Origin of the sequence: Mesorhizobium sp. M8A.F.Ca.ET.208.01.1.1, from assembly GCF_004791315.1 — a bacterium.
Lineage (GTDB): Bacteria > Pseudomonadota > Alphaproteobacteria > Rhizobiales > Rhizobiaceae > Mesorhizobium.
In genome coordinates, this window is the sequence record NZ_SRUT01000011.1 from 141,832 (window position 1) to 168,293 (window position 26,462).

Sequence of the window (26,462 nt, forward strand, 5' to 3'; positions counted from 1 at the left end):
ACGCTTTGGCCATAGCGCTTCTTGTCCACCGCCAATTGCAGCAACGAGACCGAGGCACGCCTCAGCATCCCTCAATGCCGCTTGAAATACTGCACCTCCTTCTCATGCTTCTCCGCCGCCTCGCGCGTATCAAACGTCCCCAAATTCCGCCGCTTCCCCGTCTTGTCGTCCTTCTTCCTCGAATAAAGCCGGTATTTTCCGTCTTTCAGCTTCCTGATCATCGGTCTCTCCCTTGGAAAAGACGAAGGGCCCGGATGATGCCGAGCCCTTCTCATTGTCAGTCGCGGTGTTCGGGCATTTGTTTCAGCTGGTCCTTGGTCCAACTGGTCACGGCGTGGATGTCGCCGTCCTCGTCGCGCATGAAATCGAGTTCGTTGGCCAGCACGGCCACGGGCTTGGCGCCGATGCCGAGGAAGCCGCCGACATCGATGACGACCTGGCCGGCATGCAGATGGTCGACCGAGCCGATCTTCTCGTCGCCGGGGCCGTAGATGGTGGCGCCTTCGAGCGCATCCGGGGTCAGTTCGGCATTGGTCAGCCTGATGTGGTGGGTGTGGTCCATGGCCTGCATCTCCTGTTGGGGTGGGCAGAAGGAACCTGCGAGACAGCCAAGGGTTCCGACATTGCCGTTGATGACGGGGCAGATGACGAAGGATAGCGCCCTACGGCTTCGCCCGGGTCATGGTTTCGCGCCGCCGGCTCGATGAATCATCTTCTCATCGAACCGCGCCAACGCATTGTTTCGAAAGGCCTTGCGTTCAGCGCCCGCGCTTCGCCTTGAGGCCGCGCGCGGCCTGCTCGATCGCGGCGCGATCGGTGCCGAGCCTGTCGATCAGCGCCTGCGCCTCGTCGCCCGATATGCCGGTACGGGCCGCCAGCGCTTCGACCTGCAGCACGTCCGTGCTGGCGATCTCGCCGGTTTCCGGAAGCGCATCGTCGGCCGTCAGCGGCAGGGCGGCTTCCCTGTCGATCTCCATCTCAGCCTGGTGCCAGTGCCGGTCATGGTCGCCATGGCCGCCGCCTTCGCGCTGCCAGATCTCGTAGGCGCGGTCGCGGATCTTGTCGTCGCGGTCGTCGTTCATGTCAGTTCTCCCTTGTGTGAGGGATGAACGCCGCGCCGGTGCGATCGATCCAAAAAATTTGCGTGATCGTCGGGATCACAAGCCGCGCCCCTCAGCCAGGCTTACCCGGCATCCGGCGCTACTCGCACTGGCGCCTGGGTCCGCCGGAATAGGGCTGGTAGCTGTTGTCGTCGGGCCGGTAGGAGCGATAGCGACTGAAGCAGGAATCGACATGGTCGGCGGAAAGCCCCGTCGTGACGGCCGAAGCGACGTCGCCCGCGACATAGCTGACTTCGGCCGTAGGCTGCGCGCTCTGGTCGGCGCCGGCGTCGAGATAGGGTGAGACGCAGTGGCGCAGCCGCCCGCTATAAGACATGTAGGTGTTGTCATCGGGATGGTAGGAGCGGTAATGGCTGGCGCACCATTTGACGTGGGATCCCGGCAGTTCGGCCGCTTCAGCCGAAGGCGCGATCGAGCCGGTCGCGGTCGGGTCGGGTGCCTGCTCCCTGGCGGCGATGTCGGGCGCCGCGGGCTGGTCGGCCGGCAGGCGTTCGAGGTTCTGCGACGTCTTGTTCACCGGCCGCGCGTCCCTGGTCCACAGCTCCGCGACGCTGACGGTTCGCCTTGCCTCATGCGGAGACTTGGCGGCGAGCAGCCAGGCGGCAAAGCCCAGCCCGCTGCCGAAGACCGCAAGGGTCAGAACAAAGCCGCCCACCAGTGCCAAAATCGCTTTCACGTCACACTCCTTGAGCCCCTGCTTATAGAATGCGGAGCATCAAGGCTGGTTCCAGCACAGCGCGTGCGAGCGTGTGTGGGCGCGCGCGGGCTGGGTTTCTCCTCAAACCGGCAGCCGCACCTCCACGGAAAACTGGTTCTCGACCGCCAGCAGCGCCGCCACCATCTCCTTGTCGCGCTGGCGCTGCCTGAGATAGCCGGCCAACAACCAGTCCAGCGAGACCCTGCCGGCGCCGGCGGCGGCCAGCACGAACATGCCGCCTGACATGGCCAGATCCTTTTCGAAATGCAGCAGTTCGTTCTGGCTGGCGAAATTGGTGTGGAACAGCATGGCCGTGGCCAGGCAAAACAGGCCGAGCCCGATGGCGCCAAGCCGCGTCAGCAGGCCTGTCGCGATGGAAAGCCCCGCCCCCAATTGCAGCGCCACGGTGGCGATGAACAACGGCAGGCCGACGCCAAGGGCCGCCATGGCCTTGGCGGCGCCCTCGAAATGGCTGGCGAGCGTGGCGCCCTCATGCAGGAAGATGAGGGACAAAAGCAGGCGGCCGGCAAGCAGCGCCGCGTCCCGTAGGTACAGTCTGGCGGCGAGGCCGGTGAGCTTGGCGGCGCGTTCATTCAGGGTCATGGTCGGGCTCCAATTTCTTGACACCGTGCAGGCGCCGTCCGGCGCGTGGGGATCGCGCGCGAAAGTGTGAGGCTCGAAAGGGCCGGAGCCGGCTCGAGGCGCCGGCTCCGGCAATGGGCGCCAGCCACGAGCGCCCGAACTTTGGTGGGTTGGGGGATGGGTTAGCGCCAGGCCCCCTCTCCGTCTCGGCTTCGCCGAGCCACCACTCCCCCACTTCGCGGGGGCGAGGAAATCCTAGCTGCCGAGGTCGCGGCTTTGGAGAGCTTGGGTTCCTCGTCCCCATGGAATGGGGGAGAGGTGGCCGCGAAGCGGTCGGAGCGGGGGCTGCGCTGGCCTTAGCGAGCAAGGGAACCGCCTTGCCCGCCCTACTTCGTCACCTTGGTGTCGATGGCCTTCTGCAAATCGGCAAGCTCGTCGCAGCCGGCGGGGCACAGTTTCTGCAGCGAGGCCAGTTGCTCCTGAGCCTTGGCCATGTCGCCGGTCTCGACATAGAGCTCGCCCAGATATTCGCGGGCGGCCTTGTGGTCGGGCTTCAGCTCCAGCGCCTTGTTGTAGTAGGTCAGCGCGGTGGTGGGGTCGCCGGTCTTGCGCAGCGTGAAGCCAAGCAGATTGTAGACGTCGGCCTGCTGGTTGTCCTGCGCGAGGTCACGCAAATCCTCCAGCGCGCCCTTGTAGTCCTTGGCGTCGATCTTGGCCTTGACGGCGGTGAGGTCTGGCGCGTCGGCGCCTTCGATGTCGTCGACCGCATAGGCCGGCATGATCGTGGCGACGGGAACGACGGTCAGCACGGCAATGGCGCCGAGCAGGCCGTAGAGGGCGTGCTTGCCCAGATAGGATTGTTTCATTGTCTGTCTCGCTTGTCTGGATTGGGAGCTGACGCTCAAATTTCGACCGGAGTGAAGCCATAGGCATTGCCGTCCTTGACGAAGACGCCGGTGCCCGGGAACGGGAAGTGCGAACCGGAAATGCGGATGTTGTCCGCGATCACCCGGTCGATGATCTTGTGGCGTGTGGTGATTGCGGTGGCCCCATCCTGGTCGTAAGCGCCTTGCCATTCCGGATGCGGCGCCAGCAAAGCCGGCACATACATGGTGTCGGCCGAGATCATCAGCTGCTCCTTGCCGGAGTTGGCGAGATACACCGAGTGGCCGGGCGTGTGGCCGGGTGCGGCGATGATCTGGATGCCGGGCACCACCTCGGCGCCGTCCTCGACCAGCTTCCAGTTCTTCCATTTCGGGAAGTTTTCGGCGATGCGCTTGCCCGCCGGCTTGCGGCCCTCGGGCAGCTTGGCCAGCCGGCTCGGGTCGGTCCACCAGTTGTATTCGGTGGCGTTGACGATCAGCTCGGCATTGGGGAACACCGGCGTGTTGGTACCCTTCTCCATCAGGCCCCAGACATGGTCGGGGTGGAAATGCGAGATCATGATGGTGTCGATCGCCTTGTAGTCGATGCCGGCGGCGGCCATGTTGGCCGGCAGATGCGTGGCGTTGGCCTGCCACTGGCCGACGCCGGAGCCCGCATCCATCATGATCAGCTTGCCGCCCATCTTGAGCACCACGACGGTGAGCGGAATGGGCATGAAGTCGGTGGTCAGACCCGCCTTGGCGAGCGCGGCCTTGGTGTCGTCTACCGAGACATTCTTGATGAAGGCCGGATCGTGCGGCTTCTTCCAGATGCCGTCATAGATGGCGGTGACCTCGATGTCGCCGACCGTGTATTTGTAGAAGCCGATGGTCGGCTCCACCGGCGTCTGCGCGAAAGCGGGGCGGGTGAATTCAAGCTTGCCGGCGAGGCCGAAGGCAGCGGCGGCAGTGGCGGTTCCGAGCAGTGTGCGGCGTGTCATGCTGAACATGGTGGTTCTTCCTCTGTTGAGTGGTGGCTAAAGGCACGTCTTGGAATGACGGAGGGCCAAGCCCCTGGGATGTTCGAAGACCGAGCGCTCAGTTGCCCCAGATGCCCTCGTCATTGTGCCGGTTGATGATGTCCTGCACCGACTCCTGCTTCGGCCCGGTCGTCACCTTGGTGTCGACGCCATGGGTACGTGCCGTGTAAGGGATCGAAGCCGTCGCGTTGGTGTCGACCGGAGCGGCCGGCTGGTTGGAATTGTTGGCGCCATGGTCGCTGCCGGCAAAGGCGGAACTCGAGGCAAGCAACATCGCGGCCACGCTGAGAGCGAGCTTGGTCATTTCGCTAAATCCTTGTTTCGTTTCTTCGCGTCGCGGGCCGATTTGCCCCGCTGATGACAAGACCCGGAAGGGCCGCGCTTTATTCCCGGGCGCCGAAAGAATTTTTTCAAAAAGCCGGAAAACCGGCGGTTGCGGGCATGCGCAGGCCCACCCAGACACAATCCAGAAACAAGATTCAACAGTTCAGAAAAACTGGCGAAAAGATCGGATGGCATATCAATCCCTCAACGGCCGGAAATCTGGCCGCCGCACAAGCGCACGGGGTTGGGTACGGGCAATGCAACGAGGTTCGAACGGATGGATGGGTGCCTGCCCGGCATGTCGCTCGCCGCCGGCAGCGCCCCGGCGACGCCCCGCGTCCATGCTCCCGAACATGTGAAGAGGGAGCGGCCGATTCCGTGATAACCGCGCGGCCAAAGAGGGACCCGGCGGTCAGCGATCGCCGGTCGGAATTCCGGAATCTTCCGTTTTGGAGGCTTCGGTCATTCCACCTCCATCAACAACGATCAAATTGCAGCGGCGGCACAGCCGACAATGCCTGCTCGAGCGGCGGCATGACCGAGATGTGCCCGTGACGGCTTCGCCAGGACGAGAAAGTTTGGAAATGGACCACGGTATCGATATCGCCGAACTGGACAGGGAAGCGGCAAGGTTGGGCGGAGAGCCCGGGACCAGCCGCGACAGCGTCCATGCACCTGCGGAAATTGCCCTCGGAGCGCGCCGCCAGGTCCTGGCAGGCGCCGATTTTGCCCGGGCGGGTCAGTCGGACGAGCGGCTCGACAAGGTCTTCGAGCAACTCGCCGAAACATTTGCCACGCTGCCGGCGGTGATCTCCGAGGGCCGCGCCTGGACCTATCAGGAGCTGGACAGCAGAGCCAACCAGTTCGCCCGCCTGCTGGTCAAGCGCGGCGTGCGGCCTGGCGACCGCGTCGGGCTCATCCTCGACCGGTCCGCGGAAACCTATGTCGCCCTGCTCGCCGTGGTGAAGGCGGGCGCCGCCTTCGTGCCGCTGGCCACCGCCTTTCCGCAGGAGCGCATGGCGCTCATCATCGAGGACGCCGGCGTCAGCCTGGTCGTCACCATCGCCACCTATGCATCGCGGGCCGGCGAGTTGCCGGTTCCGCATCTGTTGATCGACAGCGCCGCCGCCGAAATATCCGCCCAGTCCAGCGCGCCGCTGAAGCCGCACAAGGCATCGGCCGCCACTGCGATCGAAGACATCTGCTACATCCTCTATACGTCGGGCACGACCGGCAGGCCCAAGGGCGTGGCCATCCGCCACCAGAGCTTCGTCAACTTCATCCGCGTCGCCGCCGCGTCCTACGGCTACCGGCCGGGCGATCGCGTCTACCAGGGCATGACCATCGCCTTCGACTTTTCCTCCGAAGAGATCTGGGTGCCGTTCGTCGCCGGCGCGACCGTCGTGCCGGCCCCGGGCCAGATGCCATTGGTGGGCGAAGAGCTCGCCGATTTCCTGCGCCATCACGACATCACCTGCATGGCCTGCAGCCCGACGCTTCTGTCGTCCATGACATCGGATGTGCCCAGCCTGCGCACGCTGCTGGTCGGCGGCGAGGCCTGCCCGCACAATCTGGTGGTGCGCTGGTCGAAGCCCGGCCGGCAGATCCTCAACACCTATGGCCCGACAGAGGCGACCGTCACGGCAAGCATGGGTGCGCTGACGCCGGACCGGCCGGTGACCATCGGCGCGCCGCTGCCCACCTATTCGATCGTCATTCTCGACCCCTCGCTGCCGCAACTTGCCGAGCCTGGTGAACTGGGCGAGATCGGCATTGCCGGCATCGGGCTGGCGGTCGGCTATCTCAACCGGCCGGACCTGACCGAACAGAAGTTCATCGCCGATTTCCTCGGCCTGCCGAACAACCCCTCGAAGCGCATCTACCGCACCGGCGACCTTGGCCGGATCAACGACGCCGGCGAGATCGAGTATGCCGGGCGCATCGACACCCAGGTGAAGATCCGCGGCTATCGCATCGAACTCGGCGAGATCGAGGCCGTGCTGCTCGACCAGCCGGAGATCGCGCAGGCTGCCGTCACCACCTGGGAGATCGAGCCCGGCCGCGTCGAGCTCGTTGCCTATTACGCGCCCAAGGCCGGCCAGCCGGCGCTCTCGCGCGCCGACATTGCCCAGACGATGAAGCAGCGACTGCCGGACTACATGGTGCCCTCCTATCTGGAGGAACTGCCGGCGATCCCGATGACGGTCTCCAACAAGGTCGACCTTCGCCAGCTGCCCAAACCGACCAGCGTCCGGCTTTCGGCCGACCGCGCCATGGTGGCGCCCGGCAATGACGACGAGCGGTTCCTGGCCGACGCGCTATGCACCGTGCTGAAGTTCGAGGAGGTGTCCGTCGAGGACAATTTCTTCGACGATCTCGGCGCCAACTCGCTGCTCATGGCGCATTTCTGCGCTCGCGTGCGCACCCGCAAGGAATGGGCGACGACGTCGATGCGCGACATCTATCTCTATCCGACCGTGGCGCGCCTGGCCAAGCACCTGAGCGCGGCGGAAGAGCTGACGAGCGCCACCAACGAGCCCGTTCTCACCCGCCAGGCGTCCAATCTCGTCTACTGGACCTGCGGCGCCGCGCAGCTGCTGTTTTACGCGCTCTACAGCTACGTGGCGCTGTGGGCGATCAATGACGGCCTCAACTGGGTCTATGACGCGCTCGACGAGCCGCTGCAGCTTTACATCAGGTGCGTGGTGCTCTCGGCCGGCGTGTTCTTCGGCATGTCGGGCTTTGCCGTTGTCGCCAAATGGGTGCTCGTCGGCCGCTGGAAGGCGGAAGCGTTCCCGATCTGGGGCCTGCGCTACTATCGTTTCTGGGTGGTGAAAACCTTGATCCGCACGGCACCTGTCGTGCTGTTCCGCGGCAGCCCGCTCTACAGCCTTTACCTGCAGCTTCTGGGAACCAGGATCGGCAAGAACGTGGTCATCGAATCCCGTGCCGTGCCAGTATGCACGGACCTGATTTCGATCGGCGACCGAACCATCCTGCGCAAGGAATCGCTGATCCTCGGCTATCGCGCCCAGGCCGGCTATATCCACACCGGGCCGCTGGCCATCGGCCGCGATGCCTTCGTCGGCGTCGGCTGCACGCTCGACATCGACACCGCGATCGGCGATGGCGGCCAGCTCGGCCATTCCTCCTCGCTGCAGCGCGGGCAAAGCATCCCGGACGGCGAACACTGGCATGGATCGCCGGCGGTGCCGACCACGGCGGACTATTGCAAGGTGCGCAACGTCAATCCTCCCCGCATCCGTCGCTTCCTCTACGAAGCCGTGCAACTGATAGGGCTGTTTGCCATCATCACCCCGCTGCCGCTTTTGTTCCATAGTTATTGGGAGAATGTCGGCGACGACTATCAGGAGACGATCGGCATTGTGGCGATCGGCACGACGGTCACGCTTCTCGGCTACATCGCCGTCGCCTTCCTCGCCGCCACGCTGGTGCCGCGCCTGTTCAGCCTGATCCTGAAACCCGGCCGCACCTACACGCTTTACGGTTTCCGCTACTGGCTGCAGACGGTTGCCGAGTTCTCGAGCAACTCCCGCGTGCTCGGGCTGCTGTTCGGCGACAGCTCGGCCATCGTCCATTACATGAGCGCCATCGGCTGGAACCTCAACAAGGTGGTGCAGACCGGCTCCAATTTCGGCTCCAACCAGCAGCACGAAAACCCGCTCCTGTGCGAGATCGGCACTCAGACCATGGTGTCGGACGGGCTTTTCATGATCAACATGCACAAGTCCGCTTCCGCGTTCCGGCTCGAGCCGACGCGGATCGGCGAGCGCAACTATCTCGGCAACAACATCTACTATCCGCCGGACGGACGCACGGGCGACAACGTCCTGCTCGGCACCAAGGTGATGGTCCCGATCGACGGGCCTTTGCGCGAGAATGTCGGCCTTCTGGGCTCGCCGCCCTTTGAAATCCCGCGCATGGTGAACCGCGACAAGGAACTCATCGCCGGCATCGACGAGGAAGACCGGCTGAAGCGCATTCCGCTCAAGAACCGTCACAATCTGGTGACGATCCTCCTGTTCATCGCCACGCAGTGGGTCATGCTGTTCGCCACGCTGGCGATCTGGGACCGGGCGCTGAACTACTACACCGAATGGGCGGAGATCGCGCTCTTCGTGGCGGTGCTTTTGACCTCGGCCATCACCATTCCGTTCTACATCTTCGTCGAGCGGGCAAGCCTTGGTTTTCGCAAGCTGAAGCCGCAGATGACGACGATCTACGACGTCACCTTCTGGCGCCATGAGCGCCACTGGAAGCTGGCGGATTCGCCCATCGTGCGCCTGTTCGCCGGCACGCCGTTCCGGCCGATGATCCTGCGCATGCTGGGCGTCAAGGTGGGCAAGCGCGTCTATGACGGCGGCGCCAATTTGACCGAGCGCTCGCTGGTGGAGATCGGCGACGACGTCACGCTTAACGAAGGCTGCGTCATCCAGGCCCATTCGCTGGAGGAAGGCGCGTTCAAGTCCGACTTCATCCGCATCGGCGATGGCTGCACGCTCGGGCCGTCCGCCTTCGTCCACTACGGCGTCGTGATGGGCAAGGGATCGATGGTCGATGCCGATTCCTTCGTGATGAAGGGCGAAGAGCTGGAGCCCAACTCCATCTGGCGCGGCAACCCGGCCAAGCTGCACCGGTTCGTCGAGCCGGTCAGCGAGGGCTCCGGGGCATCTTCTTGACGGACCGCGCGCCTGGCGCCGTGGACATCCGTATCGTGCCGGTGACCAAGGCCAATCGAGCCCTGGTCACGGCCCTGCGACTGGCTCCGGAGCAGGTGGACTTCGTCGCCGGCAATGCGGACTCGCTGCGCGAAGCCCGGTCCGATCGGGACGCGCGGCCGCGCGCGGTGATGGCCGGGGACCAGCTTGTCGGATTCCTGATGTACGAGGCGCCACGCGACGATGACGAGGCCCGCATCTACCGCTTCATGGTCGACCGCGCCTGGCAGGGCCGTGGCTATGGCAAGGCCGCGCTGCGGGCGGTGCTGGAGGAAATCCAAGGGCTCGGCCACGTCAGGCACGTGTCGATCTGCTACGAACCGGAGAACGAGGCGGCACGGCGGCTCTATCGCAGCGCCGGTTTCGTCGAAGAGGGGCTCGACGAGGACGGGGAAATGATCGCCGATCTCGTCCTGGCGCCCGCCGACCGATGACGCCATCAGTCGATCCGTCCGAGGAAATCGCCCTGGCACGCGCCATGGCCGCCATGGTCCCGGCCGGAGTCCGCACCGGTTGCCGGATCATCCGCGAAGGCGACGAGACCCATCTGTTGTCGGCGGAGGCAGGTTCCATCCCCGCCCGCCAGCCCGCCATGCGGCGGGCCAGCGGCGCGGCGCGCTGGATCGCGCACCGGCTGCTGGCGGATGCCGGCTTCGACGGTTTCGCCCTCTTGCGCACGCCCTCCGGTGCGCCCGCCTGGCCGCAGGGGATAACCGGCTCGCTCGCGCATGACGACGACATGGCCGTAGCGGCGGTCGCGCCTGTTGCCGCCATAGGCTCGCTCGGCATCGATGTCGAACCGGCGCTGCCCCTGCCCGACGAGATTTCCGCCCTCGTTGCCATGCCCGCCGATCGGATCGGTGCCGCCGACCGGCAGCTTGCCGGCCGCATTCTCTTCGCCGCCAAGGAAGCGGTCTACAAGGCTGCCTATCCGCTGGATCGCGAGGTGCTGGGCTATGAGGACATCGCCGTGGACCTCGAGACTGGCCACGCGACGACGAGGACCGGCCGCAAGGCGCGGCTCGCATACTGCGTTGCCCCGCGCGTGGCCGTGCTGGCGTTTGTCGACGGTGATGGGGTTTAGGGTCAGCCCGACTATTCCTGCTGCGTTACGACATCATGAGTTTCCGGCCGAATGCAGCAATCTTTGGCGTCAGCGCCGCCCCTCACTGTCCTGCCGGACATCTCTCCCCGTATAGTGACGGGGAGAGAGGACCGGCCGCAACGCCGGTGGTTTTCCTGCAACGCTTGAGATTGGCGAAATCGGCGACGGTGCGCCCCTCTCCCCGTCACTATACGGTGAGAGGATGCCGGCAGGCAGGTGAGGGGCGGCGCAGACGCTGCGCCATTATGAACAGTTGCTATGACGCAAGCAGGAGTAACATCCTGGCGTCATGAGCCGGCAGCCGGATTCTTCGAGGGCCGTTCTTCCCGAACGCCCAAAATCTCCCGATAATCCCTCACCGTGCCATCGAGCCCGCGAATGCGCCAGCTCTCTCCGTCGCGCCCCTCGATAGGGCACGGTGCGAGCGGCACCTTGCCGCCGCCTTCCGGAAGATCCAGCACATAGACCGGATTGCAGATGCCCGAGAGCCGCGCCCGCAGCGCTTCCACCAGCGCCTGGCCGTGCTCGATCGTGGTGCGCCGGTGCGCCATGCCACGCGCGAGGTCGCCATGGTGCAGGTAATAGGGTTTTATCCCCAGCCGGTACATCAGCTCGCGGCAGAGCTCTTCCAGCGCCTCGACCGTATCGTTGACGCCCTTCAACAGAACGCTCTGGTTGAGCAGCACGAAACCGGCCTGTCGCAAGGTGCGGCAAGCCGCTTCGGTTGCATCGGTGATCTCGTGCGCATGGTTGAAGTGGGTGACCACCGTCACCATCAGCCGACCCTGCAGTGCCGCGACCAGCCCTGGCGTGATGCGCGACGGCAGCGCAACCGGCACGCGCGTGTGGATGCGCAACAGCCGCACATGGGCAATAGTCTCGACACGGGCGCGGATTTCGGCAAGTGCCTTATCCGGCAGCGACAGCGGATCGCCGCCGGTCAGGATCACCTCACGGATTTCGGGGTGGTCCGCTATATAGGCCAGCGCCGGTTCCAGCGCCTCGCGCGTATAGCCACGGCCGATCGAGGTCAGCGATTCCTTGCGGAAGCAGAACCGGCAATAGACCGCGCATTGATAGGTCGGGAACAACAGCACCCGGTCGGCATGGCGATGCGTCAATCGCGGCACCGGGCTGAATTCATGATCGGCGATCGGATCGCCGAGCTCGCCCTCCGCCTCCTCCAATTCCCCAGGCGACGGGATCACCTGCGCCCGGATTGGGTCAGTGGGATCGTTCCAGTCGATCAGGTCGAGATAGCTTTTTGGCGCGCGCACCTTGTGCAGCGCAGCGGCAGCCTGCGCGGCTTCGCGTTCGGCCGGCGAGAGCGGCAGGGAGGCGAGGTCGCGCACATGGCGCACGCCGGCGCGGACATCGTCCTGCCAGGCGGTGTCGGGAGCGCGGGTTGTATCTCTGAGGTTGGGCATTAGCAGGTCTCGGGCTGTTCGCGCGGACCTATCGGCTGGATGGGCTGTTGGGTCAACCGCCGCGCTCTACGGCGCCCCCTCTGTCCTGCCGGACATCTCCCCCCTCGAGGGGGGAGATTGGCAGTTCAGACGCCGGCTCTCCCTTTATAGCTTTATAGCTTTGGAGATTGGCGAAAGCGGTCGCGACATCCGATCTCCCCCCACGTGGGGGAGATGTCCGGCAGGACAGAGGGGGCGCCGGAGAGAGCCGACTTTGCCAAGAACCCTAACCTTCACAACCTCCGCCCACCCGCGCCGGCCATCGCCACAAAAGCGCTCTCAATGCTTTCAAACCTCAGCTCCGGGTAAAGCGCGCCCGCTTCCGGAGTGGCCGTCTCGAGCGCGGTCTCGCCACGGAGCCAGAACGCCCGCAGCAATCCAAGGCCGGGAACCGCCGCGATCATCGCCTCCAACTCATCGGCGCTCATCTGCTTGACGCGCGGCGAGCGGCCACTCACCCGGCGCCACAGCTCGATCATCGCGCTCTGCGTGATCTTGTTCTGCGCGATGCGGATTTCGCTGCGAACAGCATCGGGATCCTCCAGCGCGCGCATTGTGACGGCGGCGATATCCTTCTCGCTGACAAACGTCGCCGGCACATTGCCGTCGCCATAGAGCGTCACCTCGTCGGGCGGCAGCGGCGAGGAGCCGAAGCGCGTCAGGTCTCCCAGGGTCGCCACCCAGGTCGAGAAGAAGCCGTTGGTGTAGATCACCGTATAGGGCAGGTCGGCCTCCCGGACCGCGTCGAAGACGGCCCGCTTGATGTCGAGCGGTTCGATCGAGCCGGGCGCGGCGGCGGCGAAGTCGAGGCCGAAGCCGGCGGACGGCACATAGCGGGAGACGCCGGCATCCCTGACGGCGCGCACCAGCGTCATCTCGCTGGCCGAGCCGACATGCACCGAGCTGATGACGCGATCGACCTTGCCGACGGCGCGCACAAGGCTGTCATAGTCGTCGAGATCGCCGACATGCACCGTGGCGCCGAGCTCCTTCAGCGGGCGCATCCGCTCTCCATTGGCTGATGTTGCCGGCCGGACGAGTACATGCAAGCTGTCGCCATTGCGCGCGCTGGCCTTCGCCATCTCGCTGCCGAGAAGCCCGGTCGCGCCGATGATCAACGTGCTGGTCATATCGCCCTCCCATTGCCGAGAATTGAACCGTCCCAGTCGCGTTCAAGGCCGATGTCATGCAAACGGCGGTCGGAAAGCCGGGAAACCTTGCGCAATGTGCGGCGGCGCTCGAACGCTGCCGCGCTTCGCATGGCAAGGCCGCTCACCGCGGCAGTGATGGGTCCAAGGGTCAGGTTCATGTTCGTCTCCTGTGTTCTAGCGGGCGCGAGAATGCCGATGTCGCCCACCGGGCGAGCATGACGATTGCTCACACTTGTCTGGTCAATTCAGCGCATCGATAAACCGGAAGTCCGGTGTGGATGCTTGGTATGCCTGAATATTGGGCGGTTTCGGGCTGGACGACAAACGACTCTTTGTGCAGGATTTGTGAGCAACGCTCACAGGTGGAACCCATGCCGCGCAGATTGCCGCCCCTCACCGCCTTGCCCGCCTTCGACGCGGCCGCCAGGCATTTGAGCTTCTCCAAGGCGGCGCAAGAGCTCAACCTCACCCATGGCGCCGTCAGCCGCGCCATCCGCAACATCGAGGACAGGCTGGGCATCCAGCTCTTCGATCGCGGCACGCGCTCCGTGCGGCTGACCGCTGTCGGCACGGCCTATGCGGCGGAGGTCGGCAAGGCGCTCGACCAGATCGCCGCCGCCACCATCGCGGCCATGCCCGACCGCTCGACGCGCATCCTGAACGTCAGCACGTCGGACGGCTTTGCCGGCCGCTGGCTGGTGCCGAGGCTGCACCGCTTCCATCGCGCCAATCCCGACATCGACGTGCGGCTGGCGACTTCGGGTGTGCTGGCCGATTTCGTCAGCGACGGCATCGACATATCCATCCGCTACGGCCGCGGCGGCTATACCGGGGTGACGGCGGAATTCCTCGCCGACGAGGAGGTCTTCCCGGTCTGCAGCCCGGAACTGCTGCAAGGCGAGCACCCGCTGCGGCAGCCCGGGGATTTGAGGCATCACAAGCTGATCCACGACGCCTTCCGCATCGACTGGGCGACATGGCTTGAACAGGCCGGCGTCGAAGGCATCGACCCCAAACGCGGCGTGCGCTTCGATTCCGCCACCTTCGCCGTCGAGGCCGCGGTGCATGGCGAAGGCGTGCTGCTCGGCCGCAGCGCGCTGGTCTCGGCCGACCTCGCGGCCGGGCGGCTGGTGCGACCCTTCGACCTCGCACTGAAATCAGCGGCCAGCTACTACGTCGTCTATCCCGAAGGCGCGCTGCGCCAGAAAAAAGTCAGGGCGTTCCGCGACTGGCTGTTCGCCGAGATCGCGGCCGACTGGGTCGGCGTGCCCAAGAGCCAGGCGCCCGAAGCCAGCTGAGCGCATCCGGTTCCATCGATTGATCAGGCGCCAGCGACGAAAGAAGCGAGACAGGTGGACAACTCGGGGCTGCCCACCTGGCCCCCGCCGCGAATGCATGCCGCCCCAAAGGGGGCATCGGTTTTTCGGGAACCGACATGCATTGAAAGGCCCGCGGACAGAGTGGACGTTGGCGTTCGCGGCGACCGGTCGTCATATGACGGGTATCGCGTTCGAAGGCCTATTCCTCGGCGCGAAAAGCTTCCGGCACGATGAACACCTCGTCGGCGCGGCCATAGCCGCCGTCGGCGACTTCCTCCACCAGCACCATCGTGTAGGGCCGCACGCCCTCGCCGAAGAAGTCGACGAACATGGCTGTCGTGCGATGGATGAGGTCTTCCTTCTGCGCCTTGGAGAGCGCGGCCTGCGGCATCTTGATATTGGCGAATGGCATGGTCTGTTCCTTGTTTCTGGAGGTTGGTTTCAGGGTTCGGGGACGGAGCAGGTCGGCGGACAGCAGCGGCCTGCCTCCTCAGATCACGCCGCCATTGGCGCGGATGATCTGCCCGTTGACCCAGCCACTGTCCGGCCCGCCCAGGAACGACACCACGCCGGCAATGTCGTCGGGCTGGCCGAGCCTGCCGAGCGGGATCATTTTTCCGATGGCCTCGATCTGCGCCGTGCTCTTGCCATCCGTGAACAGCGCCGTCTCGACCGGTCCGGGCGCCACCGCGTTGACGGTGATGCGGCGCGCGCCAAGCTCCTTGGCCAGGATGTGCGTCATCGCCTCGACCGCCGCCTTGGTGGCGGCATAGACGCCGTAACCCGGCTGGTAGAGGCCGACGACGCTGCTGGAGAAATTGACGATGCGGCCGCCGTCGCGCAGCCGCCGCGCGCCTTCGCGCATGCCACGGAACACGCCGCCGAGATTGATCGCGATTTGGGTGTCGAAGAAGGCGTCATCGGCTTGCGCGATCGGCGAAAGCTTCATGATGCCGGCATTGTTGACCAGGATATCGATGCCGCCGAAGGCCTTCTCGCCGGCGTCGAAAAGGCTGGCGATGCCGCCCGGATCGGCCATGTCAGCCTGCACCGCGATCGCCTTGCCGCCATCGGCTTCGATGGCCCCCACCAATGCTTCGGCCTCCGCCTGTCCCCGTGCATAGTTGACGACGACGGCAATGCCGTCACGCACAAGCCGCCGCGCGATCGCCGCGCCGATGCCCTTCGAGGCGCCGGTCACGATCGCCGCTTTGGTTTGACCCGTGCTTGTTTGGTTGCCCGTACTTGTTTGGCCGGATGTCATGGAAGTCTCTCCTTCTTGTTGGTGAGACGGATATAGGCCGCGCCAATTTCCGGATAATCAGCCATCTGTTGACATCACTATTCGGAAACTGCGAACAAAGCCCATGGATCGGTTCGACACGATGCGGCTCTTCGTCCGCGTGCTGGAGCGGCGCAGCTTCACCGCTGCCGCCGCCGATCTCGGCCTGCCCAGGTCAACCGCGACGGAAGCGATCCGGCGGCTGGAAGAGCATCTCGGCGCGCGGCTGCTGGAGCGCACGACGCGCCAGGTGAATGCCACGCAGGACGGCGAGGCCTATTACCGGCGCTGCCTGTCGATCCTGGCCGAGATCGAGGATGCCGAGGCCGCCTTCCGCAATGCCGAGCCGTTCGGCCTGCTGCGCATCGATGCCAGCACGCTGCTCACCCGCACCTTCCTGCTGCCGCGCCTGCCGGAATTCCTCGCCCGCTTTCCCCGCATCGACCTGCAGATCGGCCAGAGCGACCGGCTGGTCGACCTCGTGCGCGAGGGTGTCGACTGCGTCATCCGCGTCGGCGAACCGCCCGACAGCGGCATGATCATGCGCCGCCTTGGCATGATCCGCGAGATGACCTGCGCCAGCCCCGCCTATCTCTCTCGCCACGGCACGCCCGCCTCCCCCGACGCGCTGGACGGCCATCAGGCGATCGGATTCGTCTCCTCGCGCACCGGCGAGGTGCTGCCCTTCGAATTCACCGTCGCCGGCAAGACCCGCGAGGTCAGGTTGCCCGGCCGCGTCGCCGCCAACAATTCCGATACCGCCGCCGACCTGGCGCGGCTCGGCCTCGGCCTCATCCAGGCGCCGCGCTATCGTTTCGAGAAGGATTTGGCCGACGGCAAACTGGTGGAGGTGCTGGCCGAATACCCGCCATCGCCGACACCGCTGTCGGCGCTCTATCCGCAGAACCGGCAGCTTTCGCCGCGCATGCGCGTCTTTCTCGACTGGGCGGCGCGCATCTTCGCCGAGGCGAACCTGTAAAACCCGAGGCATCGATCGTTGCCCATCGGCGCCATCTGATGCCATTGTCGCCGCGACAGCGCGCCATGAGGAGATGGCGCACCGGCAGGGAGGATTCTCATGACCACGACACAAGCCGGCTTGCCGCGCTATGAGGACGCCGTTTCGGGCTTCCGCATCGAGGATGAGATCGCCAGGCTGCAAGGCGACCCGGCGACCGGCATCAACGCCTATGTCGAGTGCTGCGGCCGGCACACCGGCCAGAACCGGTTGGCGCTGCGGGCGATCTCCGCCGGTGGCGAGCTCAGCGAATTCACCTTCGAGGATCTCGACGACATGTCCGGACGTGTCGGCAATATGCTCAAGGAACAGGGCGTCGGCCCGGGCGATGTCGTTGCCGGCATGCTGCCGCGCATTCCCGAACTGGTGGCGCTGATCCTCGGCGTCTGGCGCATCGGCGCCGTCTACCAGCCGCTGTTCACCGCCTTCGGCCCGAAGGCCATCGAGCACCGCCTGGAATACAGCGCGGCCAAGGTGGTGGTGACCAATCCGGCCAATCGCGGCAAGCTCGACGAGGTCGCCAACCTTCCACGGATCGCCACCATCCTCGGTGCGGACGATGCCTTGCGTCAGGGCGACATCGATTTCCGCGCCGCCCTGGCCGCCGCTTCGCCAGCCTGCGAACCGGTGATGCGCCGGGGCCAAGACCTGTTCATGATGATGTCGACTTCCGGAACGACGGGCCTGCCCAAGGGCGTGCCGGTGCCGCTAAGCGCCTTGCTGGCCTTCGGCGCCTATATGCGCGATGCGATCGGGCTGCGGCCCGACGACATCTTCTGGAACATCGCCGATCCGGGCTGGGCCTACGGCCTCTATTACGCCATCACGGGTCCCCTGCTGCTCGGCATCGCCACCACCTTCAACGAGGGCGCCTTCACCGCCAAAAGCACCTATGACGTCATCGAGCGGCTTGGCGTCACCAGCCTCGCGGGCTCGCCCACCGCCTTCCGCCTGCTGCTCGCCGAAGGCCCCGACGCCGCCGCGCGCGTGAAAGGCCGGCTGCGCGTGGTGAGCAGCGCCGGCGAGCCGCTCAACCCGGAAGTGATCCGCTGGTTCGACGCCCACCTTGATGCGCCGATCCACGACCATTACGGCCAGACCGAGAACGGCATGATGGTCAACAACCATCATGGCCTCGCGCACCCTGTCCGCGCGGGCTCCGCCGGCTTTGCCATGCCGGGCTACCGCATGGTGGTGCTGGACGAGGCCGGCAACGAGCTCGGCCCCAACCAGCCAGGCATCCTTGCCGTAGACATCGCCAACTCGCCGCTGCGCTGGTTCGGCGGCTACCACCAGGCCGAAACCCCGGCCATTTCAGGTGGCTACTACCGCACCGGCGACACGGTGGAATATGAGCCGGACGGCTCGGTCTCCTTCATCGGCCGCGCCGACGACGTCATCACCTCGTCCGGCTACCGCATCGGCCCCTTCGACGTCGAAAGCGCGCTGATCGAACACCCCGCCGTCACCGAAGCTGCCGTCGTCGGCGTGCCCGACCCCCAACGCACCGAAATCGTCAAGGCCTTCGTCATCCTGGCGCCCGCCTACAAGGGCAGCCCGGAACTGGCCGAAGAACTCGCCCAGCATGTCCGCAAACGCCTCTCGGCCCACGCCTATCCCCGCGAGGTGGAGTTCGTGACGGAATTGCCGAAGACGCCGAGCGGCAAGATCCAGCGGTTTCTGCTGAGGAAGGCGGAGGTGGAGAAGAGAAAGGGGTGACGGGGGGTGGATGGGTTGATGGGGAGGAAGAATTGGAGTCCGAATGTTCGCGAATAGCACACGCTTGGTGGGACATGTGAGGTCTTGAAGGTGGCCGATTGCAGACAGGGTGATTCAGTCGTCGGATCTTCAGGAGCGGACTTTTAGGTCGGTACAGATCGGGCTGAGGTAACCCAAAGGCGAGTTCGAAATCAGCGTCGATCCAAATAGAGTTGCCTGGGATGGGGTGGGGTGCGAAAATCAGCGCAAGCTTGGGCCGCGCGGCTCTTGGCAGATACCTTAGGGACCGAATTCGGTGGCCCGCTGAGAGCATGTGAAACGTAAAAATCGATGGCAAACGAAGAAACTGGGAGACCTCAAAGGCGATCAAAAGCGAAAGCCGACACGCCTGCTGAACCGCCCCCGCCAGTCCGGAGCGCTCAGGCCCGTCCGGACGCCGCTCAGGAAACCAATGTTGAGTCTCCGGCCATTTCCGTCGTCGGCATCGGCGCGTCAGCCGGCGGCATCGAGGCGCTTGGCCGCTTTTTCGATGCGATGCCGGCGGACAGCGGTTGCGCCTTCGTGGTCGTCTTGCATCTCGACCCGAAGCACGAAAGCGAGATGGCGCGCGTTCTGGCATCTCACACGACCATGCAGGTTGCGCAAGTCGTGGACGGCATGCGGATCGTTTCCGATCGGGTCTATGTGATCGCTCCCGATACCGACCTCAAAATCAGCGATGGCGGGCTGCACGTGTCCCGACCGGCAGAGGTCCGCGGCAACCGCCATCCCGTCGATGTCCTGTTCCGATCGCTTGCGGCGGACCAGCGGAAACGGGCCATCGCCATCGTTTTGTCGGGAACCGGCAGCAATGGCACCGAGGGCTTGAAGGACATCCGGGCCGAGGGCGGCATGAGCCTCATTCAAGCCCCCGAGACCGCGAAATTCGACGGTATGCCGAGGAGCGCCATAGCGGCGAATTTGGCCGACCATGTCCTTGCACCTGAACAGATGCCGGACGTGATACTTGCTTACACTCGCCATGGTTATGTCGCCGCTCCAATCGAAACCGCACCTGCCGTACTGGGCGGTGGCGAGGCGAAGATCGAGCAGGTTCTCGAAATTCTGCGCGCCCGGAGCGGATATGATTTCAGCAGCTACAAGCGCAGCACCCAGCGGCGGCGCATCCACCGCCGCTTAGGCCTGAAGAACATCGAGACGCTTAGCGGGTATCTGGACGAGTTGCGGGCCAATCCCGAGGAAATCACCACGCTTGTCTCGGACCTGATGATCAACGTCACCGGATTCTTCCGCGACGCCGAGGCGTGGAAAACGTTATCGGATCTGGTGATCGCTCCACTGGTCGCCGAAAGAGAGTCAGGGGCCACGATACGGATCTGGGTTCCTGCTTGTTCGACGGGCGAGGAAGCCTATTCCATTGCCATGCTGGTAATGGAGCACGCGGCTGCCGCCGGAAAGCGGTTCGATCTCAAGGTGTTTGCCACCGACGCGCAGGAAGACAACCTTCGCAAGGGCCGCGACGGCGTCTATCCGGCGGCGGCAGTGGCCGAGTTCCCGCCGGAGCGCATCCAGCACTTTTTCGAAAGACTCGATGGCAACTATCAGGTCAGCAAGGAACTTCGCGACACGATCGTCTTTGCGCAGCACAATCTGTTGCGCGATCCGCCCTTTTCCCGGCTGGATCTGGTTTCGTGCCGCAATTTCCTGATCTATCTCGAACCCGACGCGCAGCAGCGTGTCATCGCACTTTGTCATTTCGCGCTGCGTCAGGGCGGACATCTGTTCCTTGGTAATGCCGAGACGGTCGGCCACCTCGACGATCTGTTTGAGAGCTGCTCGAAGAAATGGCGGATATACCGCCGCGTCGGACCGACGCGGCATGACCTCATCGACTACCGGGAGCATCGCGGACCCGTGGGACCAGATCAGACTGACAAGCCAGCGTCACCCCCGCCCGACTCGGCAGCATCGGTCGCAGAAGCTGCGCGGCGCGCCTTGCTTGAACGCTATGCTCCGGCATCCGTCCTAATCGACCGCAAGGGCCGCGCGCTCTATTTTCATGGAACGACAAGGGATTATCTGGAGCAGCCGCCCGGCGAACCGACGAGGGATTTGCTGAGCATGGTCCGCGAAGGGCTCGCTCTCAAACTTCGATCCGCAATCCGTGACGCTTCCAGGGAAAACAGAAGCGTCACAGTCAGTGCACGCACCCGGTCCAGCAAGACCGGTGCGGTCACCATGACTGTCATGCCGCTGACTGGTCGGCCTGGAGAGAGCGGCCATCTGCTCGTGAGCTTCACACCGGAGGGGCCTCAGGCCGGCGGTGGCCCGGCAGCTCCGCGGGACGAAACGGCGGAAATTGCCGCTGGTGAACGCGCGCTTCAGGAAGAACTGAAAGCGACGCGCGCCGAGCTGCGGAGCACTGTCGAGCATCTTGAAACCGCCAATGAGGAGCTGAAAGCGTCGAACGAGGAAGCGACCTCGATGAACGAGGAGCTTCAGTCCACGAACGAGGAACTGGAAACCTCCAAGGAAGAACTCCAGTCGTTCAACGAGGAACTGAACACTGTCAATAGCCAGCTTCAGCACAAGATCGGCGAGTTGGAAGCGGCCACCAATGATCTCAACAATCTGTTGGCCGGATCCGAAACCGCGACGCTGTTCCTCGATGAAAAACTGCGCATCAAATGGTTCGCTCCCGCGACCAAGGAACTCTTCGATCTTGTTTCGACCGACATTGGCCGTCCGATCGCCCACTTCGCGCGCAAGTTCGCAGACGATAACCTGATAATTGATGCCGAAACGGTGCTGAAAAAGCTTGCCCCGATCGTTGCAGAGGTGCCAAGCGACGCCGGCCGCTGGTACTCGCGGCGCATGTTGCCCTACCGTACCCGCGACAATCGGATTGCAGGGGTGGTGGTCACTTTCAGCGATATCACCGAGCGCAAGCAGAGCGAAGACGAGACCATGCGAAGCGAAAAGCGCCTTCGCGATCTTATCGAAGCTCTCCCGAACGCGGTCTACACAACCGACGCCTCGGGTCGGCTCACTTTTTACAACCCGGCCGCCGTCGAACTCTGGGGCCGCGAGCCGAAACTTGGTTCGGATCGATGGAACGGCTCCTGGCGACTATATAGGCCGGATGGAGAGTTGCTGCCGCACGATGAATCCCCCTTGGCGATAGCCCTGAAAGAAAAGCGGCAAGTAAAGGGGGGAGCGGAGGCGGTGTGCGAGAGGCCGGATGGTACTCGTGTACCCTACATTTCCTATCCAACCCTGCTTCGCGATGCCACTGGCGAAGTCACCGGCGCGGTAAACATGTTGGTGGACATCACCGAGCGCAAGCGGGCCGAGGCGCTTGCGGAGCGGCTCGCGGCGATCGTTCAATCCTCCGATGACGCCATCATAGGCAAAAACCTCAAGGGTATGATAACGAGCTGGAACAAGGGCGCTGAACGCCTGTTCGGCTACTCGCCTGACGAAATCGTGGGCAAATCCATCATGACCTTGGTCCCCTCCAATCGCCACGGCGAAGAGGCGAATATTCTGGACCGCTTTGGCCGAGGAGAGCACATCGAGCACTTTGAAACCATCCGTCGGCGCAAGGATGACAGCCTGGTCTGGGTATCCTTGACGATTTCACCGCTTGAAGATGATCAAGGCAAGGTCATCGGAGCATCGACGATCGCACGCGACATGACCGAGCGGCGGCGCGCCGACGAACATCGGAAGATCCTGATCGGTGAACTTAATCACCGGGTCAAGAACACGCTGGCGGTCGTCCAGTCCATCGCCTCCCAGACCTTGAGTAATGCCTTGACCATGGAAGAGGCGCGAGAAGCATTCGGGTCCCGGCTGATCAATCTGGCAAAGGCACACGACGTACTCACTCGCGAAAGCTGGACCAGTGCGAAACTGGATGAGATTGTCGCCGATACCGTCAAACCTCATTCCGGGAATGGAACCCGGTTCCGGATTGAAGGTCCGGACATCCAGCTTACACCGAGTGCGGCGCTTGCGATTTCAATGGCGTTGCACGAGTTATCCACCAACGCGGCAAAATACGGCGCGCTTTCTACCCAGGACGGGCATGTCACGATCATCTGGCGCCTTGAAGGAGAAGGTCAGGACCGTCGCTTGACCTTGCGTTGGGAAGAAAGCGGCGGCCCGCCGGCAAGCACGCCGAAGCGAAAGGGCTTCGGCTCGCGCCTGATCGAGAAGGCTCTCGCTGCGGAACTGCACGGTAATGTGAACGTTGCGTATAAGTCCTCCGGCGTTGTTTGCATCATAGATGCGCCCATGCCCGCAGGACGGGAGTTCTTGGGTGGCAATAGTGGCGACGCGTCCAGCAAGCAAGATTCTGATCGTAGAGGATGAGTTCCTTATTGCCTTGCATCTGGCGGATTTGCTGGTGGAAATGGGGTACCGGATTGCAGGTCCGGTCGATAACCTGGACGAGGCGATTGTCTTTGCGCGCGATGAGGAGATCGATTTCGCGATCCTTGATATAAACTTGGCCGGCACGCGATCGTTTCCGGTCGCCGACGTTCTGAAGCAGCGCGGCATTCCGTTCCTGTTTGTGAGCGGATACGGGAGCGATGGTCTAGTGGACGGCTATCGCCACATAACCACTTTGGCCAAGCCTTACGCTCCGCAGGAGTTGGAGCGGGCAATTGCGGCGAGCTTTGCCACGTCTAGCCGCTGATCCGAGACGAGCGCCCCGACATTGCACCGAAGGTTTCCGGCATGAGCCAGTCTTGCTCGACGAGAACGCGAAGCTTGTAGGCCCGATCCAGCGCCTGCTTGCTAGCAGCTTCCCAGGGTCCAGCGGCGTCAGGTTCCTGCAAGCGTGCTTGCTCGGCCATTTCCAGACAAAATTCAGCCCGCTCGTTTAGAATTCTCACTGCGGCCCTCATAACCCGCTCCATCTCGTCGAATTGGGCAGAGGCCAGGACCTCCCCGGTGTAGCTGTGACCTATATGGCAGTCGAACTTGATGATCGTACCATTCTGGGATTTAAGGAGCGCGCCACCGCATTCCGGGCAGGTCAGCGCCAGCGGGCGATCGAATTTTTCGCCGTCGATGGTCGGAGAAACCCCCTCGGCCTCAGGTTGAGAAGACTTGTTCGGCATAGCCGCTTCCTTTCCTGCCTTTCCGTTGACCAGTTCAACAAGCAATCCGGGCATGCGGGAGAGCGCCACGCGGTAGTCCAGCGCCACGTGAGCGGCAGCACTGCCCGGCATTTCCGGATACGCCGCATCGTCGGGATCCTGGACAATCGCAATGCCGCCGCGGCGCTTTATTTCCCCGAGTCCCAGCGATCCGTCATTCAGATAGCCGGTCAGGACCACGCCGATCGCATTTGGACCATAGGCCTCGGCCACGCTACGAAACAAGGGGTCGATCGCCGGGCGCGCCCAGTTCTCCTTCGGGGTTCTCAACAGACGCAGCTTGCCATGTGAGACTATCATGTGGTGATCGGGCGGCGCGACATAGATTTGGCCGGACGAGATCTGTTCGTAGTTGGTGGCATGTTTTGCCGGCACAGGTCCGGCGGCATTCAATATCGCGGGTAGTTCGCTTCGATGGGCGCCGATATGCAACACGATCAGAACCGAGGCTGGAAACGCTTCCGGCAGCTTGGCAACGAGACCGTGCAACGCATCGACCCCGCCCGCCGAGGCGCCGATTGCGATCACTGTGGAGCGTGCCATGACGATCTTTAAAAATCCGTTCGTCGAACCTAAACGTCCAGGCGAGAGTAAGGTTCTACGCGGCTCAGGATTCAGAGAGAAAATGGCGTTTTCTTTTGCTTAGGGCAAACTCGCCAATTCCCTGAGCATAAGCGATGTCCACTTCTGGCGTTCGGACGCGAGCGTGGGAACGTCATGCTTGAGGCGCAAAGCAGACGTCTAGCTTGGTCGGCGCAGGCACGGAGAACTCGTTGTGCTCCAGATAGCCCACCCCCCTCACCCCACGATCTGCAGCGTCCCCTGGCGCCGCACCTCGGCCTCGATCTCCCGCACCAGCGTCTCCAATGCCGGATTGCGGGCGTTGCGGGCGCGGCGGATGACGTAGGCTAGATCCGGCGGCTTGGGGAACGTTTTGTCGACAATCTCCATGCCGGGTTGCAGATGCCGCTGGCTGAGCAGCGCGACGCCGAGCCCGGAGGTCACGCCGGCGATGATGCCGGCCGCACTCGAGCATTCGAACACGATCTCGAACAGCGTTCCCTCGTCCTGGCCGAGATCGAGGCCCCAACGGCGATAGAAGCAGTTCTCGTCGAAGGACAGAAACGGCACGGGTTCGCCTTTCGATAATGTGAGCTCGGGCGACTTCACCCAATGCAGCGTCTCGTGGAAGAGCACGACGTCGGTCGGGCGGACCTCGTGCTGGAATACCTGGATGATGGCCGCGTCGAGCTCGCCCTCGCTAAGCAGTTTCTGCAAGGCCAGGCTCATGCGCACCTGCGTGCGCACGCTGACCTCGGGGTAGAGCCGGCGAAACCGGCCAAGGATGCGCGACAGGTCCGTGCAGGTCGTATCCTCGGTCATCCCCAACGCGATCTTGCCTTGCAGCGTGCTCTTCGACAGGCTGAGGATCGCCTCGTCATGGATGCCCAGGATGCGCCGTGCGTAGCCCAAGAGATCCTGCCCTGAGCTGGTGAACATCGGCGCATTGGCCTTGCGGCTGAGGATTTCGCAGTCGAGGCTCGCTTCCAGCCGCCTGATCTTGTGGCTGACGGCCGACTGCGACAGGCCCAGCATCTCGGCCGCGCGGGTGACGCCGCCATGTTTCTCGATCGCAACCATCGCCCGCAAGGCATCGACATCCAGGCGGCGGCTCATCACTCCAGCCATGACAATCCTCGTTCGAAACGAAACCAACGCTCCAGGTCCTGGCGCGGAACCGGTTCTCAGGCAAATGGATATGCCAGATTTCGTGGCTATTTCATGGATTCATCGAAATTTGTCATGTGCAAAGGCGGATGCGCGCCGCCATAAGTCGGCACCTGGGATTGGCAGTGATCCGCTTGGCGCCCGCCGGCGCCGCCTCGACGAAGAGACCGCATGACGCCTAAACCTCTGTCCCATCGCCTGGCCTGGCCACTTCTGGCGGCGGCCCTGGTCGTAAGCTGGAGCTCCGGCTTTGTCGGCATCCGCTATGCCAGCGAGAGCGCCGACGTCATGCTGGTCCTGTTCTGGCGCACCTTGATGTCGGGGCTGGTCCTTCTGCCTTTCGCGCTCATGGTCGGGCCGCGCATCGGCGCTGGCGCCCTGATGCGGCAGATGGCGTTCGGCGTGGCGATGATGTTCCTCTATCTCGGCGGCTTCGCGCTTGCCATCGGCCAGCGCGTGCCGACCGGCCTCGTCGCGCTGATCTCGGACCTCGTCCCCCTCGCCATCGCGGCGCTTTCGCAGCCCGTGCTGGGCCATCGGCTGACATCGAGGCAATGGACCGGAACGGCGCTCGGGGTGGCCGGCGTTCTCATCGTTTCGGTGAACAGCCTCAGCCTCGGGACAGCACCGGCCTGGGCGTACATGGTCACCATCGCTTCCATGATGGTCTTTGCCCTGGCGACCGTGCTGCAGAAGCGGATGGGCACCATCAACATGCCCATCCACCAGAGCCTGTGCATCCAATGCCTGACGGCGGCGATCTTCTTTGCCGCCTGCGCCGGATGGAATGGCGGGCTGATGCCGCCGCTCGATGGCCGTTTCGAGTTCGGCATCGCCTGGCTGGTGCTGTTTTCGACCTTCTTCTGCTACGGCGTCTACTATGCGAGCCTGCGCCTCCATAGCGCCGCGCAGGTCAGCAGCGTCATCTATCTCAGCCCGCCGGTGACGATGCTCTGGGCCTGGCTGCTCTTCGGCGAGCCGCTTTCATTGGCGATGGTCCTCGGCCTTGCGGTGACGTTGTTCGGCGTCTGGCTGACATCCTCGCGCGGCACGGTATCGAAGACAGGTCCGCGCCCGGTCGGGCAGCCCGTCGGGCAATCGGCTGATTGATCGCGATCCGCCCAAACACCAACCATC

The 26,462-nt window shown here is 63.9% G+C and carries 25 protein-coding genes; 9 read left to right on the forward strand and 16 right to left on the reverse strand.

Annotation, left to right across the window (positions count from 1 at the left end; translation table 11 throughout):
- Positions 1-71: 71 nt before the first annotated feature.
- From EN851_RS30800 to EN851_RS30840, 9 genes are all read right to left on the reverse strand, one after another.
- Positions 72-221 carry a hypothetical protein gene (locus tag EN851_RS30800; RefSeq protein ID WP_086081318.1) on the reverse strand — a complete coding sequence of 50 codons (150 nt, stop codon included), beginning with the start codon at positions 219-221 and terminating at the stop codon, positions 72-74.
- Between the two features lie 56 nt (positions 222-277).
- Positions 278-562: a PRC-barrel domain containing protein gene (locus tag EN851_RS30805; protein ID WP_135916529.1), complete on the reverse strand. Its 285-nt coding sequence runs from the start codon at positions 560-562 to the stop codon at positions 278-280.
- A gap of 196 nt (positions 563-758) precedes the next feature.
- Complete coding sequence (locus tag EN851_RS30810) at positions 759-1,082, reverse strand: DUF2934 domain-containing protein (protein ID WP_135930688.1); 324 nt, start codon at positions 1,080-1,082, stop codon at positions 759-761.
- 118 nt (positions 1,083-1,200) lie between these two features.
- Positions 1,201-1,797: a BA14K family protein gene (locus tag EN851_RS30815; RefSeq protein WP_135930689.1), complete on the reverse strand. Its 597-nt coding sequence runs from the start codon at positions 1,795-1,797 to the stop codon at positions 1,201-1,203.
- Between the two features lie 102 nt (positions 1,798-1,899).
- Entirely contained in the window at positions 1,900-2,421 is a 522-nt protein-coding gene (locus EN851_RS30820; protein ID WP_135930690.1) for a DoxX family protein, read from the reverse strand.
- Between the two features lie 365 nt (positions 2,422-2,786).
- A complete protein-coding gene (locus EN851_RS30825) occupies positions 2,787-3,266 on the reverse strand; it encodes a tetratricopeptide repeat protein (protein WP_127278391.1) in 480 nt (159 codons plus the stop codon).
- Positions 3,267-3,301: 35 nt separating this feature from the next.
- Positions 3,302-4,273: an MBL fold metallo-hydrolase gene (locus EN851_RS30830; RefSeq protein WP_135930691.1), complete on the reverse strand. Its 972-nt coding sequence runs from the start codon at positions 4,271-4,273 to the stop codon at positions 3,302-3,304.
- Between the two features lie 88 nt (positions 4,274-4,361).
- Complete coding sequence (locus EN851_RS30835; protein ID WP_135866015.1) at positions 4,362-4,607, reverse strand: DUF680 domain-containing protein; 246 nt, start codon at positions 4,605-4,607, stop codon at positions 4,362-4,364.
- Complete coding sequence (locus EN851_RS30840) at positions 4,604-4,822, reverse strand: hypothetical protein (RefSeq protein WP_135930692.1); 219 nt, start codon at positions 4,820-4,822, stop codon at positions 4,604-4,606. The genes EN851_RS30835 and EN851_RS30840 overlap by 4 nt, the downstream gene beginning before the upstream one ends.
- A gap of 389 nt (positions 4,823-5,211) precedes the next feature.
- On the opposite strand from EN851_RS30840, the gene EN851_RS30845 reads away from it, so the two are divergent.
- From EN851_RS30845 to EN851_RS30855, 3 genes are read left to right on the forward strand one after another with little or no spacing between them, the layout of a single operon-like run.
- Positions 5,212-9,327, forward strand: coding sequence for a Pls/PosA family non-ribosomal peptide synthetase (locus EN851_RS30845; protein WP_189521966.1), 4,116 nt, complete (start codon positions 5,212-5,214; stop codon positions 9,325-9,327).
- On the forward strand, positions 9,324-9,800 hold the full coding sequence (locus EN851_RS30850; RefSeq protein ID WP_135930694.1) for a GNAT family N-acetyltransferase: 477 nt from the start codon (positions 9,324-9,326) through the stop codon (positions 9,798-9,800). Before EN851_RS30845 ends, EN851_RS30850 begins: the two co-directional genes overlap by 4 nt.
- Complete coding sequence (locus EN851_RS30855) at positions 9,797-10,450, forward strand: 4'-phosphopantetheinyl transferase superfamily protein (RefSeq protein WP_135916524.1); 654 nt, start codon at positions 9,797-9,799, stop codon at positions 10,448-10,450. Before EN851_RS30850 ends, EN851_RS30855 begins: the two co-directional genes overlap by 4 nt.
- Positions 10,451-10,758: 308 nt before the next feature.
- On the opposite strand, the gene EN851_RS30865 is transcribed toward EN851_RS30855, so the two are convergent.
- The 3 genes from EN851_RS30865 to EN851_RS30875 form a co-directional block, all read right to left on the reverse strand.
- Entirely contained in the window at positions 10,759-11,898 is a 1,140-nt protein-coding gene (locus tag EN851_RS30865; protein ID WP_135930695.1) for a KamA family radical SAM protein, read from the reverse strand.
- A 272-nt stretch (positions 11,899-12,170) separates the two neighbouring features.
- Positions 12,171-13,067 carry an NmrA family NAD(P)-binding protein gene (locus EN851_RS30870; protein WP_135916522.1) on the reverse strand — a complete coding sequence of 299 codons (897 nt, stop codon included), beginning with the start codon at positions 13,065-13,067 and terminating at the stop codon, positions 12,171-12,173.
- Entirely contained in the window at positions 13,064-13,246 is a 183-nt protein-coding gene (locus EN851_RS30875) for a DUF1127 domain-containing protein (RefSeq protein WP_127278399.1), read from the reverse strand. Before EN851_RS30875 ends, EN851_RS30870 begins: the two co-directional genes overlap by 4 nt.
- 213 nt (positions 13,247-13,459) lie before the next feature.
- Here EN851_RS30875 and EN851_RS30880 point away from each other — a divergent pair, with 213 nt between their 5' ends.
- The gene (locus EN851_RS30880) at positions 13,460-14,386 is read left to right on the forward strand and encodes a transcriptional regulator GcvA (RefSeq protein WP_135930696.1); all 927 of its coding nucleotides are present in this window, start codon (positions 13,460-13,462) and stop codon (positions 14,384-14,386) included.
- A gap of 220 nt (positions 14,387-14,606) precedes the next feature.
- On the opposite strand, the gene EN851_RS30885 is transcribed toward EN851_RS30880, so the two are convergent.
- Positions 14,607-14,819, reverse strand: coding sequence for a 4-oxalocrotonate tautomerase family protein (locus EN851_RS30885; protein ID WP_127277455.1), 213 nt, complete (start codon positions 14,817-14,819; stop codon positions 14,607-14,609).
- Positions 14,820-14,897: 78 nt separating this feature from the next.
- The gene (locus EN851_RS30890) at positions 14,898-15,671 is read right to left on the reverse strand and encodes an SDR family oxidoreductase (protein ID WP_135930697.1); all 774 of its coding nucleotides are present in this window, start codon (positions 15,669-15,671) and stop codon (positions 14,898-14,900) included.
- A 103-nt stretch (positions 15,672-15,774) separates the two neighbouring features.
- Here EN851_RS30890 and EN851_RS30895 point away from each other — a divergent pair, with 103 nt between their 5' ends.
- The 4 genes from EN851_RS30895 to EN851_RS30910 all read left to right on the forward strand — a co-directional run bounded on the left by EN851_RS30895 (position 15,775) and on the right by EN851_RS30910 (position 23,131).
- Positions 15,775-16,668: a LysR family transcriptional regulator gene (locus tag EN851_RS30895; protein WP_127870274.1), complete on the forward strand. Its 894-nt coding sequence runs from the start codon at positions 15,775-15,777 to the stop codon at positions 16,666-16,668.
- A gap of 99 nt (positions 16,669-16,767) precedes the next feature.
- A complete protein-coding gene (locus EN851_RS30900) occupies positions 16,768-18,426 on the forward strand; it encodes an acyl-CoA synthetase (protein WP_135930698.1) in 1,659 nt (552 codons plus the stop codon).
- Between the two features lie 330 nt (positions 18,427-18,756).
- Positions 18,757-22,803, forward strand: coding sequence for a chemotaxis protein CheB (locus EN851_RS30905; protein ID WP_135930699.1), 4,047 nt, complete (start codon positions 18,757-18,759; stop codon positions 22,801-22,803).
- Entirely contained in the window at positions 22,751-23,131 is a 381-nt protein-coding gene (locus EN851_RS30910) for a response regulator (RefSeq protein ID WP_245511715.1), read from the forward strand. The genes EN851_RS30905 and EN851_RS30910 overlap by 53 nt, the downstream gene beginning before the upstream one ends.
- Here EN851_RS30910 and EN851_RS30915 read toward each other — a convergent pair.
- Entirely contained in the window at positions 23,121-24,140 is a 1,020-nt protein-coding gene (locus EN851_RS30915; RefSeq protein WP_135930700.1) for a chemotaxis protein CheB, read from the reverse strand. The two genes, EN851_RS30910 and EN851_RS30915, sit on opposite strands and share 11 nt — an antisense overlap.
- A 255-nt stretch (positions 24,141-24,395) precedes the next feature.
- The gene (locus EN851_RS30920) at positions 24,396-25,286 is read right to left on the reverse strand and encodes a LysR family transcriptional regulator (RefSeq protein ID WP_135930701.1); all 891 of its coding nucleotides are present in this window, start codon (positions 25,284-25,286) and stop codon (positions 24,396-24,398) included.
- Between the two features lie 210 nt (positions 25,287-25,496).
- Between EN851_RS30920 and EN851_RS30925 the strand changes: the two genes are divergently transcribed.
- Positions 25,497-26,435: a DMT family transporter gene (locus tag EN851_RS30925; RefSeq protein WP_135930702.1), complete on the forward strand. Its 939-nt coding sequence runs from the start codon at positions 25,497-25,499 to the stop codon at positions 26,433-26,435.
- Positions 26,436-26,462: the final 27 nt, after the last annotated feature.

What these genes read in the sequence shown, in the direction of transcription:
- EN851_RS30800 (WP_086081318.1), bottom strand. Translation starts at nt 221, where the DNA reads ATGATCAGGAAGCTGAAAGACGGAAAATACCGGCTTTATTCGAGGAAG.
- EN851_RS30805 (WP_135916529.1), bottom strand. Translation starts at nt 562, where the DNA reads ATGGACCACACCCACCACATCAGGCTGACCAATGCCGAACTGACCCCG.
- EN851_RS30810 (WP_135930688.1), bottom strand. Translation starts at nt 1,082, where the DNA reads ATGAACGACGACCGCGACGACAAGATCCGCGACCGCGCCTACGAGATC.
- EN851_RS30820 (WP_135930690.1), bottom strand. Translation starts at nt 2,421, where the DNA reads ATGACCCTGAATGAACGCGCCGCCAAGCTCACCGGCCTCGCCGCCAGA.
- EN851_RS30825 (WP_127278391.1), bottom strand. Translation starts at nt 3,266, where the DNA reads ATGAAACAATCCTATCTGGGCAAGCACGCCCTCTACGGCCTGCTCGGC.
- EN851_RS30830 (WP_135930691.1), bottom strand. Translation starts at nt 4,273, where the DNA reads ATGTTCAGCATGACACGCCGCACACTGCTCGGAACCGCCACTGCCGCC.
- EN851_RS30835 (WP_135866015.1), bottom strand. Translation starts at nt 4,607, where the DNA reads ATGACCAAGCTCGCTCTCAGCGTGGCCGCGATGTTGCTTGCCTCGAGT.
- EN851_RS30840 (WP_135930692.1), bottom strand. Translation starts at nt 4,822, where the DNA reads ATGCCATCCGATCTTTTCGCCAGTTTTTCTGAACTGTTGAATCTTGTT.
- EN851_RS30845 (WP_189521966.1), top strand. Translation starts at nt 5,212, where the DNA reads ATGGACCACGGTATCGATATCGCCGAACTGGACAGGGAAGCGGCAAGG.
- EN851_RS30855 (WP_135916524.1), top strand. Translation starts at nt 9,797, where the DNA reads ATGACGCCATCAGTCGATCCGTCCGAGGAAATCGCCCTGGCACGCGCC.
- EN851_RS30865 (WP_135930695.1), bottom strand. Translation starts at nt 11,898, where the DNA reads ATGCCCAACCTCAGAGATACAACCCGCGCTCCCGACACCGCCTGGCAG.
- EN851_RS30870 (WP_135916522.1), bottom strand. Translation starts at nt 13,067, where the DNA reads ATGACCAGCACGTTGATCATCGGCGCGACCGGGCTTCTCGGCAGCGAG.
- EN851_RS30875 (WP_127278399.1), bottom strand. Translation starts at nt 13,246, where the DNA reads ATGAACCTGACCCTTGGACCCATCACTGCCGCGGTGAGCGGCCTTGCC.
- EN851_RS30880 (WP_135930696.1), top strand. Translation starts at nt 13,460, where the DNA reads ATGCCGCGCAGATTGCCGCCCCTCACCGCCTTGCCCGCCTTCGACGCG.
- EN851_RS30885 (WP_127277455.1), bottom strand. Translation starts at nt 14,819, where the DNA reads ATGCCATTCGCCAATATCAAGATGCCGCAGGCCGCGCTCTCCAAGGCG.
- EN851_RS30890 (WP_135930697.1), bottom strand. Translation starts at nt 15,671, where the DNA reads ATGACATCCGGCCAAACAAGTACGGGCAACCAAACAAGCACGGGTCAA.
- EN851_RS30895 (WP_127870274.1), top strand. Translation starts at nt 15,775, where the DNA reads ATGGATCGGTTCGACACGATGCGGCTCTTCGTCCGCGTGCTGGAGCGG.
- EN851_RS30900 (WP_135930698.1), top strand. Translation starts at nt 16,768, where the DNA reads ATGACCACGACACAAGCCGGCTTGCCGCGCTATGAGGACGCCGTTTCG.
- EN851_RS30905 (WP_135930699.1), top strand. Translation starts at nt 18,757, where the DNA reads ATGGCAAACGAAGAAACTGGGAGACCTCAAAGGCGATCAAAAGCGAAA.
- EN851_RS30915 (WP_135930700.1), bottom strand. Translation starts at nt 24,140, where the DNA reads ATGGCACGCTCCACAGTGATCGCAATCGGCGCCTCGGCGGGCGGGGTC.
- EN851_RS30920 (WP_135930701.1), bottom strand. Translation starts at nt 25,286, where the DNA reads ATGGCTGGAGTGATGAGCCGCCGCCTGGATGTCGATGCCTTGCGGGCG.
- EN851_RS30925 (WP_135930702.1), top strand. Translation starts at nt 25,497, where the DNA reads ATGACGCCTAAACCTCTGTCCCATCGCCTGGCCTGGCCACTTCTGGCG.